This is a genomic window from Streptomyces sp. NPDC088732 (assembly GCF_044751205.1).
GTDB lineage: Bacteria > Actinomycetota > Actinomycetes > Streptomycetales > Streptomycetaceae > Actinacidiphila.
Genome location: NZ_JBIVLI010000020.1, coordinates 118,848 through 135,522, shown reverse-complemented (window position 1 = coordinate 135,522; position 16,675 = coordinate 118,848). Strand labels below are relative to the sequence as shown.

General features: G+C 72.9%; 12 protein-coding genes and 1 tRNA gene. 7 read left to right on the top strand and 6 right to left on the bottom strand.

Annotated elements, in window-relative coordinates; genetic code table 11:
• Positions 1-71: 71 nt before the first annotated feature.
• The 5 genes from ACIP9H_RS30635 (at position 72) to ACIP9H_RS30615 (ending at position 5,263) form a co-directional block, all read left to right on the top strand.
• Positions 72-800: a DNA methylase gene (locus ACIP9H_RS30635; protein ID WP_401961970.1), complete on the top strand. Its 729-nt coding sequence runs from the start codon at positions 72-74 to the stop codon at positions 798-800.
• Positions 797-1,636, top strand: coding sequence for a bifunctional DNA primase/polymerase (locus tag ACIP9H_RS30630; RefSeq protein WP_401961967.1), 840 nt, complete (start codon positions 797-799; stop codon positions 1,634-1,636). Before ACIP9H_RS30635 ends, ACIP9H_RS30630 begins: the two co-directional genes overlap by 4 nt.
• A 2-nt stretch (positions 1,637-1,638) precedes the next feature.
• Complete coding sequence (locus ACIP9H_RS30625) at positions 1,639-3,117, top strand: ATP-binding protein (protein WP_401961964.1); 1,479 nt, start codon at positions 1,639-1,641, stop codon at positions 3,115-3,117.
• Between the two features lie 481 nt (positions 3,118-3,598).
• Positions 3,599-3,802, top strand: a complete 204-nt coding sequence (locus ACIP9H_RS30620; RefSeq protein ID WP_401961961.1) for a helix-turn-helix domain-containing protein — start codon at positions 3,599-3,601, stop codon at positions 3,800-3,802.
• A 63-nt stretch (positions 3,803-3,865) separates the two neighbouring features.
• Positions 3,866-5,263 (top strand): tyrosine-type recombinase/integrase, encoded by a 1,398-nt coding sequence (locus tag ACIP9H_RS30615; protein WP_401961958.1) that lies wholly within the window; start codon positions 3,866-3,868, stop codon positions 5,261-5,263.
• 48 nt (positions 5,264-5,311) lie between these two features.
• On the opposite strand, the gene ACIP9H_RS30610 is transcribed toward ACIP9H_RS30615, so the two are convergent.
• The 6 genes from ACIP9H_RS30610 to ACIP9H_RS30585 all read right to left on the bottom strand — a co-directional run bounded on the left by ACIP9H_RS30610 (position 5,312) and on the right by ACIP9H_RS30585 (position 12,502).
• A tRNA-Thr gene (locus tag ACIP9H_RS30610) sits at positions 5,312-5,385 on the bottom strand.
• Between the two features lie 93 nt (positions 5,386-5,478).
• Positions 5,479-7,035: an alpha/beta hydrolase gene (locus ACIP9H_RS30605; protein ID WP_401591993.1), complete on the bottom strand. Its 1,557-nt coding sequence runs from the start codon at positions 7,033-7,035 to the stop codon at positions 5,479-5,481.
• Between the two features lie 110 nt (positions 7,036-7,145).
• The gene (locus ACIP9H_RS30600; RefSeq protein WP_401591991.1) at positions 7,146-8,174 is read right to left on the bottom strand and encodes a hypothetical protein; all 1,029 of its coding nucleotides are present in this window, start codon (positions 8,172-8,174) and stop codon (positions 7,146-7,148) included.
• 248 nt (positions 8,175-8,422) lie between these two features.
• A complete protein-coding gene (locus tag ACIP9H_RS30595; protein WP_401961954.1) occupies positions 8,423-9,634 on the bottom strand; it encodes a DNA polymerase III subunit delta' in 1,212 nt (403 codons plus the stop codon).
• 87 nt (positions 9,635-9,721) lie between these two features.
• On the bottom strand, positions 9,722-10,369 hold the full coding sequence (locus tag ACIP9H_RS30590) for a hypothetical protein (protein WP_401591987.1): 648 nt from the start codon (positions 10,367-10,369) through the stop codon (positions 9,722-9,724).
• 102 nt (positions 10,370-10,471) lie between these two features.
• Entirely contained in the window at positions 10,472-12,502 is a 2,031-nt protein-coding gene (locus ACIP9H_RS30585; RefSeq protein ID WP_401961951.1) for an asparagine synthase-related protein, read from the bottom strand.
• A gap of 773 nt (positions 12,503-13,275) precedes the next feature.
• On the opposite strand from ACIP9H_RS30585, the gene ACIP9H_RS30580 reads away from it, so the two are divergent.
• Together ACIP9H_RS30580 and ACIP9H_RS30575 are read left to right on the top strand one after the other, a co-directional pair.
• Complete coding sequence (locus ACIP9H_RS30580) at positions 13,276-14,688, top strand: MFS transporter (RefSeq protein WP_360900607.1); 1,413 nt, start codon at positions 13,276-13,278, stop codon at positions 14,686-14,688.
• A 254-nt stretch (positions 14,689-14,942) separates the two neighbouring features.
• Positions 14,943-16,604 (top strand): hypothetical protein, encoded by a 1,662-nt coding sequence (locus ACIP9H_RS30575; RefSeq protein WP_401961948.1) that lies wholly within the window; start codon positions 14,943-14,945, stop codon positions 16,602-16,604.
• The last annotated feature ends 71 nt before the right edge of the window (positions 16,605-16,675 follow it).

The following is a 16,675-nucleotide window of genomic DNA, read 5'->3' as shown; positions in this document are numbered from 1 at the left end:
GCCCGGGACTTTGGCGAGAAGCGGGCCGCCCTGATCTCCAGTCCACGACAGACCTGTTGGAGGTCCCCAGCATGACCCAACCCACCCACATCCGGCGAGCGTTAGGCCACCGGCCGCGCCTGCTGGACCTGTTCTCCTGCGCCGGCGGGGCCGCCATGGGCTACCACCGCGCCGGATTCGCCGTGGACGGCGTCGACATCGCCGCCCGCCCCCGCTACCCCTTCCCCTACCACCAGGGCGATGCATTGGAGCGGCTTGCGGCGCTCATCACCTCCGGTGGGATCGAGCGGTACGCGTTCGTCCACGCCTCGCCGCCCTGCCAAGCTGGATGCGCCCTCACGGTCGGCACCAACGCCTCGCAGGGTTGGGGCGGTACCCACACCGATCTCGTGGCCCCCACGCGGGAACTGCTGGACGCCACGGGCCTGCCGTACGTCATCGAGCAGCCCAACGGCCGCGCCGCCATCCGCAAAGACCTCTCCCTGTGCGGGGAGATGTTCCGGCTCGGAGTCCTGCGCCACCGCAACTTCGAACTCGGCCGCTGGACCGTGGCGCGGCCAGCCCATCCCAAGCACCGCGGCTACGTCCGCGGGTACCGCCACGGCGTCTATCGGGACGGACCGTACGTCGCCCCGTACGGCTCCGGGGGCGGGAAGGCCACCGTGCCGGAGATGCAGCACGCGATGGGCATCACGTGGACGGATGTCCGCGAGGAACTGACCGAGGCCATCCCGCCCGCCTACACCGAGTGGATCGGCCGCGCTTTCCTGGCTTCCCGTGCAGCGGGGGTGGCGGCATGAGCGAGCACCTGCGTACTGCGCTTGAACTCGCGGCCTCGCAAATCCCGGTGCTGCCGTTGCGGGCGGGCAAGGTCCCGTTCCGCAACTGCGCGCGCTGTGCGAACAACGCGTGCGGCGGCCGGCCGAACATGAAAACGCCGGGGCCGTGCTCGTGCCCGGGGCCGTGCCACGCATGGGCCGCCGCGTCCACCGATCCGCACGTCGTCGGCTCTGGTCCCTGGCGGCGTGCGTGGCGGCAGGCCGAGGCAGTCGCCTATCACCCGGGCGGGGCGGGATGGGCGGTCGTGGACCTGGACAACGCCGACGCGATCGCGTGGGCCCGCGAGAACCTCCCCGCAACGCGGACCGTGCCCACCACCCGGGGTCAGCACTGGCTCTACCTCGGGACGATGCCCTCTACCAACGCGGTCCGGCCCGGCGTGGACATCAAATCCACCATGGCCTACGCCCGCTGGCTCGGCCCCGGTACCGGCACCATCACGGGGCTGCCGGATGCCGTGCGCGCACTGGCCGTGAAGGAACCCTCTGCTGTTCGGTCGGCGTCCCAAGCCGTCACGATGCCCGCAGGGGCCACGGGTCGACAGTGCCCTCACCGCACGCCCGCGTATCTGGACCGCGGCATCGCCATGGCCGAGCGGCGGATCACCGAAGCCTCCACTGCGGTGCACGCCACGGTGTACCGGACGTTCCTGGCCGTGCTGTCCACGCACGGCCGGTGCGGCTGCCTCACCGAGGCCCACACTGCGCGGCTGTTCACCGCCGCTCAGGGCAAGGGTGAAACGGCCCGGCACTGCACCGATGCGTGGACCAACGCCCGCATCAGGTTGGGACTGTGACCATGGCTGACGACGAGAAGACCCCCGGCCGGGAGATCATCACCGACTACGCCCAAGCGCACTTCCGGTACTTCCGCACCGCCGACGGCACCGTGTACGCGCAGCGCAACGGCCACCCCGTGGCCCGTCCGATCCGGTCGCAGGGCACGACGGGCAGTCACCGGCAGGAACTCATGGTCGGACTGTTCAGGGACGGAATCGGCGTGTTCAACGGCACCGCGATGAAGGAAGCCCTGGACCTGATCGAAGCGTTGGCGATGACCGAGGACGTGCAGCCCGTGCACATCCGCGTCGCCTCCGGATTCGATGGGGCGACGTGGCTGGACTTGGGACGCAGCGACGGGCAGTCCGTGCGCATCCACCCCACCGGGTGGGACATCGTGACCCCGGACCCGCGGGAGGTGTGCTGGCGCCGTACCCAGCTCACGGGAGAGCTGCCCCTGCCGGTGAAGGACACCGACGGCAAGGGCATCGACCTGCTGATGCGGCTGTGCAACTTCGCCACCGCCGAGACCGAGTGCCTGGCCATCGCGTGGCTCATCGGCTGCCTGGGTCCAAACGTGCCCGTCCCGGCCCCGTTCCTCACCGGCCCGCAGGGGGCAGGGAAGTCCACCGGTGGGCGGATGCTCGTGCGGATCATCGAGGGCATGACCGGGGACCTGCGCCGGGCGCCGAAGGACGAGGAAAACCTGATCACGGCGGTGGCGGCCGGATGGGTCACCGCCCTGGACAACCTCTCCCACATGACCCCGGAACTGTCGGACGCGATGTGCTGCATCGTGACCGGAGCGGAGAACGTCAAGCGCGCCCTGTTCACCGACGGGGACGTCTTCCGCGTCGGCTACCGCCGGCCCCTGCTCCTGACCGGCATCGACGTCGGCGTCATCCGGCCCGACCTCGCCGAACGCCTCCTACCGCTCCGCCTGGAACGCCCCCGCGTCCGGCGCACCGAAGCCGAACTGTGGTCCGACTTCGCAGAGGTGCTGCCCGTCATCCTCGGCTCGCTCCTGGACCTCACCGTGCAGGTGCGGGCAGCTCAGGCGGACATCCCGACCGACCTGCGCATGGCCGACTTCGCGCACCTGTGCGCGCAGCTCGACGCGGCCACCGGCCTGGGGGCGCTCGCTGCCTACCGGGCCAGCCTGGACGACCTCAACGACGACGTCATCGAGGGCGACCTGTTGGCGCAGACCGTGCTGAAGCACGCCGCCGGCATCGCCCCGGGCAGCGAGCAGCGGATGACGTCGGCCGAGTGGCTGCACTGCCTCACAAGCCTCTACACGGGCGAGGACTTCCGTCCCCTGCCCAAAGGCTGGCCGACCACCGGCAAGGTGCTCTCAGACCGCCTCAAACGCCTGCAACCCACCCTCGCCGCCCGGGGCGTCCTCATCGACTGGGGACGCACCAACGCATCCCGCTACATCGAGATCGCGCGGCCGTCCGCCGCTCCGCCCCCGCCCGGGCAGGAAGCGGCTTTCTAGCCGGACCGCGCACCGGCACGGACAAGCAAGAGGAGCACCCGCCGGCGCGTGCTCCTCTTGCTGTTCGGCGGCAGCGCCGCCCTGCAAGGGTCGCGCCGCGAAGCGGCTCCTTCTTCACTCTCTGAGCCGCGCACTACTACAGACACCACCCCCTCTTTGTCCCAAGTAGGGAGACGCTGCGTCACCTGCGTCACCCGCGCCCCGAAAACAACCAGTGACCTGCTGAAAGGCAGGTGACGCAGACGGCCGATTCCTGCGTCACCCCGCGTCACCTGCGTCACCTGCGTCACCCGATGACGCAGACCTGTGTCACCGGTGACGGACCCCCACCGTGCTGCGTCACCTCAAAGCCCCAGGTCAGAGGGGCGAATGACGCATATGACGCAGGTGACGCAGAAATCCGCACCTCGGACACACGCGGGCTAAGACCCCGAACCCAACTCCCCGAAGGCAAGGACGAGCTGCCCAGGAGGCACCCCGGATGAGCACCGCGATTGCTGCCCCCGTCGACCGACTCCTGTACAAGCCCGAGGAGGCTGCCGAGGCGCTCGCCATCGGCCGCTCCACCGTCTACGAGCTGATGGCCGACGGCGCCCTGAAGTACATCAAGCTCGGCCGCACGCGCCGGATTCGACGTGTCGATCTCGAAGCCTTCGTTGCGACCCTCGCCCCGCTGCCCAACTGACTAGAGCACGTCATGAGGCGCCCCGAGTATCCCGCTCGGGGCGCCTCTCGCGTGGAGGAGCCCATGAGTCCCCGCAAGCCCAACATGGAGTCGTCCATCTACTTCGGCGCCGATGGCTGGTGGCACGGCCGCGTCACGATGGGTGCGAAGAACGACGGAAGCCCTGACCGCCGGCACCGCCGTGCCAAGACCGAAGCCGAGATCAAGCGCAAGGTTAAGGAGTTGGAGCGGCAGCGCGACGAAGGCCGTGCGACCAAGGCGGGGCGCGTGCCGACCGTCGCGAGGTGGATGGAGATCTACCTCACCGACATCGCGAGCCTGAAGCTCAAGCCGCGCTCCCTCGATGACTACTGGTCGAAGACGCGCAACGACATCATCCCGGGCATCGGGCAACACCGAATCGACAAGTTGCAGCCGGAACACCTGGAGCGGATGTACCGCGGTCTACTCGACGCCGGCCACGCTCCCTCGCACGTCGTGAAGGTGCACCGCATCCTGTCCCGCGCGCTCAAGATTGCCCACCGCCGCCGAATGGTGAGGGAGAACGTCGCCACGCTTGTGGACACGCCCAGCGTCGATGAGACCGAGGCGAACCCTTTCACCCAGGACGAGGCCAAGGCATTCCTCGAAACTGCCGCGAAGCGGCCCACCTTCATGCGGTGGATCGTCGGCGTCGGTATGGGGTTCCGGCAGGGCGAGACGCTCGGACTGCGATGGGCGTACGTCGATCTAAACGCAGAGCTGTTCCGCCCCGAGTGGCAGCTACAGCGCCTCACGTGGCGACACGGATGCGACAACCCGCACGCGTGCGGAGTACGCCTCCACCGCTTCGAGCCGTGCCCACCCGGCTGCACCACGCACAAGAGCTACACGCGTGGCTGTCCGAAGCCCTGCGCCAAGACGTGCGCGCGGCACGCGAGCGCCTGTCCGGAGCGCAAGGGGGGCGGTCTCGTCTTCACTCGCCCCAAGACCAAGAAGAGCCGGAACGCCGTCCCGATCCCGCCCGTCTTCATCCCGTTTCTGGCCGACCACCAGGCCCGACAGGAGGTGATGCGAGCGGCGGCCGGCGAGCTTTGGGAGGAACACGACGTCGTCTTTTCACGGCCGGACGGACGCCCGCTCGACCCGCGCGCCGACTACGGGGAGTTCAAGGAGCTCCTGGCCGAGGCAGGAATTGACGACCGCCGTCTGTACGACGGGAGTCGCCACACAGCGGGCACAATCCTGAACGAACTCGGTGTCGACATGACCACGATCATGGAGATCTTGCGGCATACCCAGATCAGCCAGACGCGCCGCTACGTGAAGGGTCGATCCCACCTGTCGAAGGACGCCATGCGACGCATGGGCGAGTTCTTCGCACCCGCTCCCCCGGCGCCCGATCCGGGCCCCACTGAGACCAGAACTGAGACCGCCGACAGCCGCGCGGCCCGATCTCGCCACCGTCGCCGCATCCGCTGAATGAAGAAACCCCAGGTCGGAGCAATCCGACCTGGGGTTTTTGATGTGAGCCGCCTTCGGGATTCGAACCCGAGACCTACGCATTACGAGTGCGTTGCTCTGGCCAACTGAGCTAAGGCGGCGAGCTCCCGACAGCTTCGCATCGGCAGCGGGCCCAAGTCTACACAGTTCTGGGGGAGGCCCCGACCATGGTCGAGGCCTCCCTACTGCGCAGGTCAGCAGGTCTTGCCGTGGGCGGGCGGGGTGCCCTTGAGGAGGTAGGTGTTGACCGCGGTGTCGATGCAGTCGTTGCCGCGGGCGTAGGCGGTGTGGCCGTCGCCGTTGTAGGTGAGCAGGACGCCGGAGTCGAGCTGCTCGGCGAGGGCCTTGGCCCAGCCGTAGGGCGTGGCGGGGTCGCGGGTGGTGCCGACCACGAGGATGGGGGCGGCGCCGCGGGCCTCGATGCGCTGGGGGTGGCCGATGGGGCGGACGGGCCAGTAGGCGCAGATGAGGCTGGACCACGCGAGGTTGTCGCCGAAGTGCGGGGAGGCCTCGCGGAAGGTGGAGACCGCGCGGTCGGCGGCCTCGGGGCTGGTGAGGGCCGGCGGGAGGTCGGTGCAGTTCACGGCCGCGTTGGCGTACATGAGGTTGGAGAAGTGGCCCTTGTTGTCGCGCTCGTAGTACGCGTCGGACAGGCGGAGCAGGACGCTGCCGTCGCCCTTGGACGCCTTGGTGAGACCCGTGCGCAGGGTGGGCCACATGCTCTGGTCGTACATGGCGGAGATCACACCGGAGGCGCCCAGGGCCTCGGTCAGCTTGCGGCTGCTGCCGGTGGGCAGCGGCTTGGCGTCCAGGGAGCGGAGGAGGGCGTCGAGGTGGCGGCCGGCGTCGGCGGTGCTCTTGGTGCCGAGGGGGCAGTCGCGCCGGGCGACGCAGTCCTTGGCGAAGGCGTCGAAGGCGACCTCGAACCCGCCGGCCTGGGCGCGGCTGCTCTCGAGGGCGGAGGCGGCCGGGTCCATGGCGCCGTCCAGGACGAGGTGCCCGACGCGCTTCGGGAACAGGCCGGCGTAGGTGGCGCCGATGAAGGTGCCGTAGGACTTGCCGACGTAGTTCAGCTTCGCGTCGCCGAGCAGCGAGCGGAAGATGTCCATGTCGCGGGCGGCGTCGACGGTGGTGACGTGCTCCAGCAGCTTGCCGGAGCGCTGCTGGCACCCCTTGGCGAAGGCCTTGTCCTCGGCGACGAGCTTGTCGATCTCGGCCTGGTTGTCCGGGGTGACGTCGGTGGCCGCGAAGGTGTCCATCTGCTTGTCGGGGAGGCACACGATCGGCTCGCTGCGGGCGACACCGCGCGGGTCCATCGCGGCCATGTCGTACCGGGCGGTGACGGCCGAGGGGTAGCCGAAGGCGGCGTACTGCAGGTAGTCGATGGCCGAGCCGCCCGGGCCGCCCGGGTTGACCAGCAGGGAACCGATGCGCTTGCCGGGGCCCGCGGCCTTCTTGCGGGCGACGGCCAGGGTGAGGTCCGTGCCGCCGGAAGGGTGCTTGTAGTCGAGCGGCGCCTTCATCGTGCCGCACTGCATGCCGGGCATGTCCTTGCAGGACTGCCAGCTGATCTTCTGCTCGTAGTACGGCCGCAGATCCTGCGGGATGTCCGTGGGCAGGGCTTTGAGCGATTGCGCGGCCGACGTGGCCGCGGCGGAATGGCTCGTCCCCCCGGTCGTGCAGGCGGACAGCAGGAGCCCGGCGACCGCGAGGACGGTGCCGGACGTACGGAGCAGGCGCGGGGTGTCCATCAGAGCCTCGGTTCCCTCGTGGTGGTATTTGCGAGCGTATCCGCACGGCCGCGGGCGAACCGTTATCCACAGCCCTCATACGGGTGATTCCGCGACAGGGACGGAGACGTTCACAACCGCCCGGGCCCGTCGAGTTTCTCGGTGACGTACCCCGCGACCAGCGCGAAGAGCCTGCGCCGCGGGGTGATGTTGTCCAGCACCCGCACCTCGGCGGGCATCCCGCGCATCCGCTCCCGCAGGGCCAGGGCGGAACTGCGGGCACTCTCCTCGCCGGACGGCACGGCGAGCAGCAGCTGCGGGCGCGGGGCGGTACCGGCCTGGTACGTGCCGGCGCCGGACGTCCGCGAGCCGGGGCGGGCTGCGCTGCCGTCCATGTCCTGCGGGCCGTCCGGTTCGTAGGCGCCCGAGACGCCGATCGCGGCCGCGTACCGGGAGGGGCGCTCCAACTGGCGGCGCACCACGCACGAGGCGTCCTGGCCCACGCCGAGCACCGCACGGGCGGTCCGGCCCGGCAGGACGCGGTAGAGCCGGCCCACCGCGTCGGGCAGTTCCACCGCCCCGCCGCCGCAGCGGGCGGGCAGTACGACGACGACGGGGTCGGCCAGGCCGCGCAGCGACTGCGCGGCGAAGCCGGCGAACAGGTCCGGGTCGGCGGGGTCGAGATGGGCGACGACCAGGGGGAAGTACAGCCCGGCGGAGTTCGGGAAGTCGTACTGCGGCGGCAGCCAGACGCGTGTGCCGTCCTCCAGTTCCTCCAGGGTGCCGCCGGAGGGATGGCCCAGGGTGCGCGGCGGGGCGTCGTCCTCCTCCGGCTCCGGGGGCCGCCCGGGCCGGGCGTCCGCGGGCGCGGGCGGCGCGGGGGCCGCCGCGACGACGGTGTCCCGGGCGCCGCCGTGCCCGGTGAGGCCCGCGAGCGGCGGGAAGGACGCCGTCAGAACCGCGGCGCCGACCGCCAGGACCGCGCCGACCGCCCGCAGCACCGCGCCGCCGTAGGCCACGGGCAGCTCGTAGACGCGTCCCGCGCGCTGCTCCCACCAGTGCCGCAGCGCCGAACGGGCGAGCAGCAGCGCGGCGGCGCCGGCCAGCACCGGCCATGCGTACAGAAGGACGACCTCGGCCACCATGGGCACGTACGGCACACCACCTCGCGCAGGTCCCCCACAGCCCTCCGGGCACGGGCGGGCACCCTCGCCGGAGGCAGGGGCGCGCCCCCGCTCGCTTCGCTCACCCCCGCGGGGACAGGGAGCGGGGGCACCGCACGCCAGCCTGGAGCAAGGGCCCGCGCGGCACCGGGCGACGACGCGGGGGAACGCGGACGATCACCCGTCCGCCGCACAAATGAGCAGGTCGGCGGCGCTTCGGGGGTGGGAGGCGGTGAGCGGTGCGGTCAGCCGGCGCGCAGTGCCAGGGTCATCGCCTCGACGGCCAGCAGCGGGGCGACGTTCCGGTCGAGCGCGTCGCGGCAGGCGAGGACGGCCTCGATGCGGCGCAGCGAGTTCTCCGGGCGGGAGCCGGAGGCGACACGCTGCACGGCGTCGCGCGCCTCGACGTTCGCGATGGCCACGGACGTGCCGACCTGCACGGCCAGCACGTCGCGGTAGAAGCCCGCGAGGTCGGTGAGGGCCAGGTCGAGGGTGTCGCGCTGGGTCCGGGTGGAACGGCGCTTCTGGCGGTCGGCGAGGTCCTTCATCACGCCCGCCGTGCCGCGTGGCATGCGGCTGCCGGCCCCCGCGGTGGCGCCGAGAGCGGCGCGCAGCTCCTCGGTCTCCTTGCCGTCGAGCTCCTCCGCCAGCGCCTTGGCGTCCTCCGTCGCCGCGTCCACGAGTTCCTGGGCGGCCTTCAGGCAGCCGCCGACGTCGTCCACGCGCAGCGGCAGCTTCAGCACGGCAGCCCGCCGCGCCCTGGCCTGCTCGTCGGTGGCCAGCCGGCGCGCGCGGTCCATGTGGCCCTGGGTGGCGCGGGCGACGGCGTCGGCGACCAGGGGGTCGATCCCGTCGCGGCGCACCAGGGCGTCGGCGACCGCCTGGACGGGCGGGGTGCGCAGCACCAGGTGGCGGCAGCGGGAGCGGATCGTCGGCAGGACGTCCTCGACGGAGGGGGCGCACAGCAGCCACACCGTGCGCGGCGCGGGCTCCTCGACGGCCTTCAGCAGCACATTGGCGGCGCCTTCGGTCAGGCGGTCGGCGTCCTCCAGGAGGATGACCTGCCAGCGGCCGGACGCCGGGGACAGGACGGAACGGCGGACGAGGTCACGGGTGTCCTTGACGCCGATGGAGAGCAGGTCGGTGCGGACCACCTCGACGTCGGCGTGGGTGCCGATCAGTGTGGTGTGGCAGCCGTCGCAGAAGCCGCAGCCCGGTACGCCGCCCAGGGCGCGGTCGGGGCTCACGCACTGGAGCGCGGCGGCGAAGGCCCGTGCCGCCGTGTCGCGGCCCGCGCCGGGCGGGCCGGTGAACAGCCAGGCGTGGGTCATCTTCGACGCGGACGGCAGGGCGGTGCCCCCGGCGACGGCCGTCACGAAGGCGTCGGCGTCGCGCGCGGCGGCGGCGAGCTGCTCCGTCACCCGTTCCTGGCCGACCACGTCGTCCCAAACCGCCATCGTGCCCGTCCGTCCTGTGGTGCTCCTCGGTGTCCTACGGCTCCACCATTGTCGGGCACGGCACCGACAGCCCCGCCTCGGGCGGCCTCAGCCCGCCGCCCTGCGGTGCCGGCTGACCCGGCGTGCCGGGCGCCGTCTGCGCAGCAGGACCGCGGCGGCCCCGCCGCCGCACAGCGCGGCCGCGGCCAGTGCCGCGCCCACGGTGCCCGCGGTCCCCGACGACGCCCCCAAGGTGCCCGAGGCCGCCGACAGCGGCCCCTGGCCTGGCAGCACCTGGGCCGTCGACGCGGCGGGCACCGGGGTGTACGAGGGTGCGGGCGAGGCCGGCGCCGCCGGTGCGGGGGTCTGCGTCTCCGCTCCGCACGCCACCGTGAAGGGCCGCGGCTTCGCGCCCTCCCCGATCCACGTCAAGGTGTAGCCGCCGTTGGTGAGCACTATGCGGGCCGAACTGCCCGTGCCCTCGTCCCCCGTCACAAAGGTGCCGTTCATCGCGGGGCCGCCCTTGGCGCGGTTGACGGCCCAGTTGACCGCCTGCCCCGGGCCGAAGCCCTCGCCGCGTATGTGGAAGGTGCACACGGTGGCCTTGTCGCCCCGGGAGGTGCCCAGCGCCTCGTCGTAGACGGCGACCGTCCCCTTGCCGTCGCCGCTCTCCTTCGTGGCGTACGCGACCGGGCCGAGGGCCACGAGGGCCGCCAGCCCGGCGAGGACGACCGCGGTGACGGAAGGGATGCGCATGAGGAGAGTTTCCCGGATTCCCCCGGCGACGCCAAAGCGGGTGGTCCCGGCAGGCCCGCCGAACACTGACGCTCCGTCAAGCGCCCGTTCCGCAGGGACGACTCAGAGCGAGAGGCGGTGCACGCCGCCCGCGACGGCGCGTTGCGCGGGGGCGTCGGTGCCGGTCCAGCAGGAGCCGCGGCGGGCGAGGAGGCGCCGCAACCACACCTCGGTGGCGACGAGTTCGGCGAGCCCGTCGATGGGGACGGGTTCTCCGCCGGCGGCCGCGCGCAGGGCGGCGCGGACGACGCGCGCCTCGACGAGGCCGGCGTCGGCGAGGAGGGGGGCGTCGAAGAGGTCGAGCAGGCCGTCGACGGAGGCGCGCAGGCCGGTCCCGGCCGCGACGGCCGCGGAGACCTGGGAGTTGGCGCCCCAGCCCGGGGGCAGGTCGCGGATGCCCGCGCCCTCCAGCACCGAGCGCAGGACGGTGGCGCGGGCGCCGGGCTGGACGCGCAGGGTCTCGGGGAGCGCACGGGCGGCGCGCACGACCTGGTTGTCGAGGAAAGGGGCGTGGATCCGCTGGCTGCGCACCTCCGCGGACTGCTCGAAGACCCGGTGGTCGGCGGCGTGCCGGGCGAGGGCGGCCTGCGCGCGGCGCTCGCCGGGGCGTTCGACGGCGGTACGGGGACGGGCGGCCGCCTCCTGGAGGCGAACCGATACTTCAGCCAGTGCCTCGCCGGTGAGCCAGCGCGCCGCCGGACCCGGACGGCACCAGGCGAGCGCCGCCAGGGAGGCCTGGAGGGGGCCGGCGTGCTCGTCGAAGCGGCCCGCCATCAGCTGCGCCGCCGCGTTCTGCACACCCTGTTGATAACTCGTACGGGCCAGCCGCCGAGCCGCGCGGTAGACCGTGAACGGCACGAACACCGAGCGGCCCGCGGGCCCGTCGGCGCGCGCGAGCGCCGTGACGGGTCTGAGCAGGCTGCGGCGGCGCCGGTCCAGCAGCAGGTCGGCCAGGCGCGCAGGGTGCGCGTCGAGCACCTGGCGGGCGCCGTGCCCGACGAGGTGGTCGGCGCCGCCCGCCGCGAGGCGCATCCGGTGGCGTCCGGCGGCCACCAGGGAGGGTCCGGGCTCGTCGGTGAGGGGGACGGCGTCGAGGTCGGCGTAGGGCAGCGCCCGCGCGCCGCCGGGCACGACCACATGGTGCAGGCGCGGGTCGGCGGCCATGGCGCGGGCCCGCTCCAGTTCCGCCTCGCGGGCCGGACCGCCGCCCGCGGTCAGGTCGTTGAAGGTCACCGCGAGCAGCCGCTGGCCGGCTGCCGCGCCGTGCCCGAGCGGGGTGCCGGGCATGCCGGGCAGCCCCGCCGCCAGCAGGGCGAGCGTGGAGGAGGCGCTGCCGCCGGACAGGTCGGCGCCCACGCCGGGCGCGGGTTCCTCCCCGGGCTCCGGTACGAAGCGGGGCTGCGTCAGCCGGGCGCGCACCGCGTCCACCAGGGCGTCCCGTACGCCGGCGATCGCGCGCTCGTTCGGCACGTGGGCGGCGGGGGTGCCGGCCACCGCCAGCGAGGCGGTCGGCTCGTAACCGCTCACCTCGGGCACCGCCTCCCGCAGGATCAGGGCGTGCCCCGGCGGCACCCGGCGCACGCCCGCGTACGGCGTGCCGTCGCCCAGCGCCTCGGGGGAGTCCGGGCAGGTCAGCAGCGCCGCCAGGTACGTGACGTCGAGCGCGGCCTCGGTCAGGTCGGCCAGTGGCAGCGCCGCGGTCGCGTACGCGGTGCCGCGCGCCCACCGGGTGTGGAACACCGGCCGGGCACCGGCGAGATCACCGAGCACGGTGATGCGGCGCCCTATCTGGAGGACGCAGGTGTAGCTGCCGGCCCAAGTGGTCAGATGGCGCAGCGCCCCGCCGCGCGCCGCGAACAGCCCGACCCGCAGGTCGGCGTCGGAGGCGGCGCAGCGGCCCAGCACGGCCAGCCGGGCGACGGAGCCGTTCTCGGCGTGCACCAGGCGCACTTCGTCGGGGCGCCAGTCACCCACGGCCCACAGCGGATCGGGGTCGCTCCACAGGAGCTGGGCGCCCACCGGCAGCAGGGTGCGGGCGTGCGCCCCGGGGACCGGTCCCACCGCGGCGTTGCTCCAGCCCACCAGCCACCGCATCGCCCGCCTCCACAGGTTGTGGACCAGGGGGGCCTCTTCGTGGACAACTGGCCCCCGCGGCAGGCCGAACTGCCGCTCCGTCCGGGGAACATGCTGCCACGGAGGAGCGCGAAAGGAGGCGCATGAGGGCATGGTCGAGCACCGGGCCGCCTGCTGCGCGCGGTCCGGCGCGGGGCCGTTTCGGCCCAACTCCCCGCCGGTCAGAGGCACTTAACGTACGTCGACGGAGTTGAAACGTCGTTTTCAGGCCAATGTCCCACCGGCCCGCATTCGTCCGTTGTGCGCCGTGCGGGCGGCGCGGTCCGGGGGGCGTGGCACGCCTCCCGGACCGGTCCGCCACCCGCGGGGATTGTGGTGGCGGAGCCCCCTGGCCCGCTGCTACCCCCCATAGCCGCAAATGAGAGCCGCGGGCCGACCCACGGCACCATGGAACCGCCACCGCACGAATCGGCACAGAGCGCGCGGATGGGCGCACGGCCGCATACGCCGGTAGCACGCGCCACCAGCAGGAGTCGCGAGGCCGCATTCAGGGCAGGAATCTCGCCATCCGGGACAACAGCTCTTAACGGTCGGGATGCGGAGAACTACCCTGGGTTCACCCGAGAAGCGAAGGTCCCGGCGGCTCGGGGTCCGGCGCATGCCCTCGGGCGGCGGTGGTCCCCGCTCGTCTCCACAAGAGGCGCCGGGGCAGCCGTTGTGGTGCGTCGAGAGGGTGTGACAGGCGTGGCAGGCGTACACGGCCCTCGCGCTTACGGCGAGAGGTGGTAATGGTCGTGACCAAAGAACCCCGAGGGCCCAACGAGAAACTCGGCACCCTTCTCGCCCTGGCCGGCATCAGCAACGCGGGACTGGCCCGCCGGGTCAACGACCTGGGCGCCCAGCGCGGTCTGACCCTGCGGTACGACAAGACCTCGGTGGCCCGGTGGGTGACCAAGGGCATGGTGCCGCAGGGCGCCGCGCCCCATCTCATCGCGGCAGCCATCGGCAGCAAGCTCGGCCGTCCCGTGCCGCTGCACGAGATCGGCCTGGCCGACGCCGACCCCGCGCCCGAGGTGGGCCTCGCCTTCCACCGCGACATCGGGGAGGCGGTGAAGTCCGCGACCGACCTGTGGAAGCTCGATCCGGGCCGGCGCGGCCCGGGCGGCGGCGGCATCTGGCAGAGCCTGGCGGGGTCGTTCGCGGTCAGCGCGTACGTCACGCCCGCCTCGCGCTGGCTGATAACCCCGGCCGACGCCCGCGTCGCCCGCGAGGACCCCGCCCCCGGCATGCACCACGTCGGCCACTCCGACGTCGGCAAGCTCCGCGAGGCCGCGGAGGACGCACGCCGCTGGGACTCCAAGTACGGCGGCGGCGACTGGCGTTCGGGCATGGTCTCGGAGTGCCTGCGGGTCGAGGCGGCGCCGCTGCTGCTCGGCTCGTACTCCGACGACGTCGGCCGGTCGCTGTTCGGCGCGACCGCCGAACTCACCCGGCTGGCCGGGTGGATGGCCTTCGACACCGGGCAGCAGGAGGCCGCCCAGCGCTACTACATCCAGGCGCTGCGGCTCGCCCGTGCCGCCGCCGACGTCCCCCTCGGGGGCTACGTGCTGGCGTCGATGTCGCTCCAGGCGACCTACCGCGGCTTCGCCGACGAGGGCGTCGACCTCGCGCAGGCGGCCCTGGAGCGCAACCGCGGGCTGGCCACGGCGCGCACGATGTCGTTCTTCCACCTCGTCGAGGCCCGCGCCCACGCCAAGGCCGGGGAGAGCCACGCCTGCGAGGCCGCGCTGGCCGCCGCCGAATCCTGGCTCGACCGCGCCCGCGACGGCGACGCGGACCCGGCCTGGCTCGGCTTCTACTCCTACGACCGGCTCGCCGCGGACGCCGCCGAGTGCTACCGCGACCTCAAGGTGCCCGGCCAGGTGCGGCGGTTCACGGAGACGGCGCTCGCCCGGCCCACGGAGGAGTTCGTGCGCTCGCACGGGCTGCGACTGGTGGTCTCGGCCGTCGCGGAACTGGAGTCCGGCAACCTGGACGCGGCCTGCGCGGCGGGTGTGAAGGCCGTCGAGGTCGCCGGGCGCATCTCCTCGGCCCGCACCACCGAGTACGTGCGGGACCTGCTGCACCGGCTGGAGCCGTACGGGAACGAGCCGCGGGTGGCGGAATTGCGGGAGCGGGCGCGGCCGTTGCTGGCGGCGCCGGCGTAGGCGGGTCGCCGCGCCCCGGGCGACGCGCGGGCCGATCGGCGACGGGAGGGCTCCACTTGTGTGGGGCCCTTCCGCCTTGCCCTGCTCGGGTGTCGGGTTCCGGTCCCGGGTCCCGGGCCCCAAGTCCTCCGGACCCAACCTGTGATGGATCTGTGACGTGCCCATGTGCAACGAAGCCGGCGTCCCGCGGGTCTGATGTTCGTGTGCCGAGGGCGGCGCACCCGACCGTCACACGATCCGACAAGGAAACGTTGATGAGACGTCCCGTCCGCAGTTCCGTCTCCCGGGCAGCGCGCGCGCTCGCGGCGGTCGCCGTCCTGGCCGCCGGGTTCGGAGCCGCCGCACCCGCCGTGGCCGCCGACGGCGCCCCGCTCCCGGTCGGCATCACCGGCGAGAGCCGCGTGGACCTCTCCCTCCAGGGCGACAACGGCGACGTCGGCGAACCGCAGGTCACCCTGCGGCTCTCGGCGCCCGGCGACGACGAGCCGGGGGACGACGGGGTGATCCCCGTCGCCCACGAGGGCGAGTACAAGATCACGATCGACGCCACGGGCCTCAACGGCGTCGCCGCCGTCAAGCTGCCCTGCACAGCGACCGGCATGACCGCCGTCTGCGAAGGCAACGAGATCAACGCCGGGGAGCAGTACAACCGGCTCGGCGGCATCCGCCTGGACCTCAACGGGCAGAGCGAGGCGGGCGACTTCGGCACCATCAAGGTCACCGGCGAGGGCGAGGGCGTCGCCTTCGCGCCGCTCACCATCGACGTCCTCGTCGGCGGTCCCGAACTCCTCGGCCGCAACCTGAGCGAGCCCAAGGGCTTCGCCGCCGGCGACACCTACAACGCCCCGGTCGGGTTCCGCAACGCCGGCGGCATGGCCGCCGACGGCACCGTGCTGCACTTCCACGGCTCGCGCGGACTGGGCTTCCCCGACAACTACGGCAACTGCGCCTACAAGCAGACCACCGACGGGTCGCTGCTGCACCAGGGCACCGACGCGATGTGCACCTTCGACGGCACCTACAAGCCCGGCACGGCCTACGCCCTGGCCGAGCCGCTGAAGGTGAAGACGGCCGACTTCGCGCTCAACGACGTCCTCAGCTACGGCTTCTCCGCGGTCAGCGCCCAGCAGGCCAAGACCCTGCTGACGACGGGCGGCTACACGCCCGGCACCGGCGCGCCGCTGGCCCTCAAGGAGGTCCCGGGCGCCTCGGCCGACGACTACTCGCGCTACACCGAGCTGGACCTGCCCAGCCACAACATCTACGACCTCGTGCTGACCGGCGTCACCGCGCGGGGCGTGGCGGGCGACACGGTGAAGGCGGACATCGGCTTCCGCAACGACGGCCCCGCCTGGCTGAGCGCGCTGCGCTCCGGCGGTGAGCCGATCGGCTTCACGGTCCAGGTGCCCACGGGCGCCACGGTGACCAAGAGCCCCAGCGGCTGCCGGGCCACCACCATCGCCCAGGGAGTCAAGGGCTACTTGTGCTGGGTGGACACCCCGCTCCTGGAGAACACCAGGCTCACCTTCCCGTTCGAGCTGCGCATCAACACGCTCGTGGAGAACGCCAAGGCCAGGATCGCGCTCCAGGCCTGGAACAACCCGTCCGAGCCCAACCAGTCCAACAACGCCGCGTGGATCGTGCTGAACCCGGGCGACGAGGACACGTCGACGGGCGGCTCGCCCTCCGCCGGCACGTCGGCCACCCCGAGCCCGAGCCCGTCCTCCTCCGACGACGACGCGTCCGCCTCGGGCGGCACGTCCGGCACCGGCGGTTCGACGTCCTCCGGGGGCGGCTCCGGCGGCCTGGCGTTCACCGGCGCCGCCGGCGTGCTGACCATCGGCGGCGGCGCGCTGCTCGTGCTCGGCGTGGGCACCGCGGTCGTCGTCCTCGTCCGCCGCAAGTCGGCCGCCTGACGCCCGCAGCGCACCTCGCGAGGCCGCCGCACCCGCCCGGGTGCGGCGGCCTTCGCCGTTACGGGAGGTGT